Source organism: Paenibacillus sp. Aloe-11, assembly GCF_000245715.1.
GTDB lineage: Bacteria > Bacillota > Bacilli > Paenibacillales > Paenibacillaceae > Paenibacillus > Paenibacillus kribbensis.
This window is the reverse complement of record NZ_JH601066.1, coordinates 142,144-146,252: the sequence shown is the minus strand read 5'-3', so window position 1 is coordinate 146,252 and position 4,109 is coordinate 142,144. Positions and strand designations below refer to the sequence as shown.

At 53.2% G+C, this 4,109-nt stretch carries 2 protein-coding genes; both read left to right on the top strand.

Annotation, left to right across the window (positions count from 1 at the left end; genetic code table 11):
- Window positions 1-1,098: condensation domain-containing protein (locus WG8_RS20865; protein ID WP_007432233.1), on the top strand; the 1,098-nt coding region annotated here is incomplete at its 5' end.
- Between the two features lie 136 nt (window positions 1,099-1,234).
- On the top strand, window positions 1,235-4,109 hold a 2,875-nt coding region (locus tag WG8_RS20860; protein ID WP_442950081.1), incomplete at its 3' end, for a non-ribosomal peptide synthetase.

Below are 4,109 nucleotides of genomic sequence, written 5' to 3'. Positions count from 1 at the left end.
CTAAGCCGTGGACCGCTGGTGAAGGCGGCTATGTTCCATACAGACCAGGGCAGCCACCTGCTGATCGTGATCCATCATCTGGTCGTAGACGGCGTATCATGGCGTATTTTGCTGGAGGACTTTGCAACTGGTTACGTACAGGCAGGCCGAAATGAACCGATTACGCTGCAGGACAAAACAAACTCGTTCCGGCAGTGGGCAGCCGAATTGGAGAAGTATGCCCACTCCGAAGCCTTTCTCAAGCAGGCGGGCTATTGGCAGGAGCTTAAAGCTGTTGACATAGCCGCTCTGCCGAAGGATAGCGAAATCGGTATTCGCCAAGTCAAAGACCATGCCGCCATCCAATTTGGATTGACGGAGGAGGAGACGCAGCAACTGCTGACGCGAGCACACCGGTCTTACGGCACGGAGATCAATGATCTGTTGCTGAGTGCGCTCGTTCTGATCTTCCGGGAATGGACAGGGCAGGAGAAAGTGAGCATCAACCTGGAGGGACATGGCCGGGAAGAAATACTGCAGGGCCTTGATATTTCGCGTACGGTGGGGTGGTTCACGGCCCAGTATCCAGTTGTTCTGGATACCGGATTTGCAGACGATCCGTCCCGGCTGATTCCTTTTATCAAAGAAAGCCTTCGGACTGTTCCGGATAAGGGAATCGGCTACGGTATTTACCGCTACCTTTATCTTTTCAATGCAGATGAAAGCGATATGCCGTCCTTGCGGGTGCAACAGCCGGAAATCAGCTTCAATTATCTGGGACAGATTGACAGTGAGCTGAATACAGATTTCTTCGGGCCTTCTCCATACGAGATGGGCTCGCAGACCAGTCCGAACTCGGAAGCGTTATATGCTCTTAATTTTGTTGGCATCGTACGGAATGGGTGTTTCACACTGTCATGCTCCTTTAACAAAAGGGAGTTCTTGAGAGGGACGGTGGCTGAGCTTATGGAACGTTTCCGTCATCATCTGTGCAGCCTCATCCGCCATTGTGTGGAAAAAGAGGACAGGGATTACACGCCAAGTGATTTCAGCGCGAAGGGCCTTGAGATGGAGGATGTCAGCGACATTTTTGAAATGCTGGGAGAAAAATTCAACTGATGCCGCATTCGCTAACACAAACGGCTGCCGGACGGCAATTTTGACGGTATACGGACTAGAGTGCAACGCAGTCGGGAGGGTGTGTCTTCCCGGCCCGCGTATGCGGATTAAGCCGGAGCTTATAAGGGGGAAGTCCATGAGTCAATTTCAGAAAGACCAGGTGCAGGATATTTACTATTTGTCGCCCATGCAGGAGGGCATGTTGTTTCATACGCTGCTTCATGCCGGACAAAGCTTCTATATCGAGCAAATCGAAATGAACATCAAGGGATCGTTCCGGACGGATCTGCTGGAACGAAGCATGAACATCGTGATCGAACGGTATGACGTTTTCCGTACGGTGTTTCTTCATGAAAAAATGAAGCGGCCCCTACAGGTCGTTTTGAAGGAACGGCGCTACAGGATTGAGGAAACTGATTTGTCGCAATTACCGCCTGAACAGCGGAAGCAGACAATCGAGGAGTACAAAAGGCAGGATAAGGAGCGCGGCTTCGACCTGTCCAAGGACATGCCTATGCGGACAGCCGTGTTCAAAACGGGTCCCGATATGTATACGTGGATATGGAGCTATCACCATATTATTTTGGACGGCTGGTGTTTTGGCATTGTGGCCCAGGAGTTGTTCGACGTTTATGCCGCACTTCTTCAAAACAAGCCTTATAGCTTGAGGCCGGCAAAGCCTTATAAGGAATATATTGAATGGCTTGAGAAAAGGGATAAAACGAAATCGCTCACTTTTTGGGACGATTACACCACCGGATACGAAGGGCAGACCACATTCGCCGAGCAGCGGCGCAAGGGACAAGGTCCAGCCTATGAACCGGCAGAGCTGCTGTTTCGTCTGACAACCGAACAAACACGGTCGCTGTCGGAGCTGACTCGAAAATGGAGTGTAACCTTGAGCACCGCGATTCAGGCCGCTTGGTCTATATTGGTGGGCAGATACCAGCGTTCGAACGATATCATGTTCGGTACAGTCGTGTCGGGCCGTCCGGCGGAAATCGCCGGCATCGAGAGTATGGTCGGCCTGTTCATCAACGTCGTGCCGAAGCGCGTTGTTTTGACGAACGAAATGACCGTAAGTGATCTGCTGACCGAAATTCAGGAGCAGACGCTGCTCGCGGAGCCGCATCAATATGTGCCGCTGTACGATATCCAGAGCCGCGCGGCTCAGCCTGATTTGATTGATCATGTCATTGTGTTTGAAAATTATCCGCTGCAGGAAAACGGTGGTAAGAAGGAGGAGAATGATCTCGGATTTACGACCAGTACAACAGAGGTATTTGAGCAGTCGAATTATGATCTGAATGTGATGGCCTCTCCTGGAGACGAGATGCTGTTGAAATTCGCATATAATGCGAGCGTATTCGACCCGTCCTTTATTGAGCGGCTCAAAGAACAACTGATTTTTGTTATCGTGCAAATGATCCAGAACCCGGGCATGAAGCTTGGCAACATGGAGGTTGTAACGGACGATGAAAGGCGCTTGCTATTATCCTTTAATCCTGAGGAGCCGCAAAATAGAGAGCGGATGACGCTGCCGCAGCGGTTTGAAATCACGGCAAAGGAAACGCCTGACCAAATCGCATTGGTTGCCGGGGCTGATACGCTCACCTATGCGGAGCTAAACGATGCGGCGAACCGACTCGCCTCAAAATTGCGCCAATGCGGGATAGGGCGTGGCTCCATCGTAGGGATGCTTGCGTACCGGTCAGCCGAAACGGTTGTCGGCATCTTGGCTGTATTGAAAGCAGGCGGCGCCTACATGCCGATAGATCCGGCGTATCCAGAGGAACGCATCCGCTATATGCTGGAGGACAGCGCTGCACAGCTGCTTCTGCTGCACCGGGCAACGGACGGTTTGGCCGACGCTTCCGGCTACGCTGGACAGCGGTTGTACCTGGATGAAGTAAGGATGAAAGACGGGGAGACTGGCGCTTTTGCTGCCGGAGACGAATCGGATGACCACTTGGCGACTACCTGCGAAATACCTCCGGACGATATCGCTTACGTGATGTACACGTCCGGTACGACAGGCAACCCGAAAGGCAATCTGACGACCCATGACAACATCACCAGAGTCGTCCACAGGACGAATTACATCGATATTGCTGCAAGCGACAGGCTGCTCTCCCTGTCAAACTATGCATTCGACGGCTTCACCTTCGATTTGTTTGGAGCACTGCTGAACGGTGCAAAGCTGATCATTGCCGCGAATGAGACGATTCTCAATGTCGGTAAATTGATGCAGACGATTGAGGATGAAGGTGTCACCGTCATGTTTGTTACGACAGCGTTGTTTAACGTACTGGTGGATTCGGGCTCCGAGTGGATGAAAGGGGTCCGCAAAGTATTGTTCGGCGGGGAGCGCTCCTCCGTCCGTCACGTCCGGAGGGCACTGGCCGCCATGGGGCAGGGCCGCATCATCCACGTCTACGGACCGACGGAAACACCGGTCTTCGCCACCTTTTATCCGGTGAACGAGGTGCCGGAAGATGCCGCCGCGGTTCCGATCGGGCGGCCGCTCAACCAGACGGATGCCTACATTGTCGGTCCTTCGGGCCAGCTTCAGCCGCTTGAAGCGGTCGGTGAGCTGTGGATCGGAGGCGATGGAGTTGCGCAAGGTTATTTGAACCGGCCAGAGTTAACTACCGAAAAATTCGTGCCTCATCCGTTTCATCAGGGCCGCCGTTGTTACCAGAGTGGCGATTTGGCGCGCTGGCTGCCTGGCGGTAATATCGAATTTGTTGGCCGTGTGGACGATCAGGTGAAAATTCGCGGCCATCGGGTTGAATTGGGTGAAATCGAAGCGATGCTGCAGAGGCACCCCCTTGTGAAAGAGGCAGTCGTGCTGGCAGTCCGCAGCGATGTAGGCGAAACGTTCCTGTGCGCTTATGTTGTCCCTCGTCCGGCAGAGCAAGTGTTGCCGGAGCAGTTGCGGACTCATTTGGCCACCCGTTTGCCAGCATATATGGTGCCGGCATCTTGCGTGGTGCTTGACCGGCTGGCGC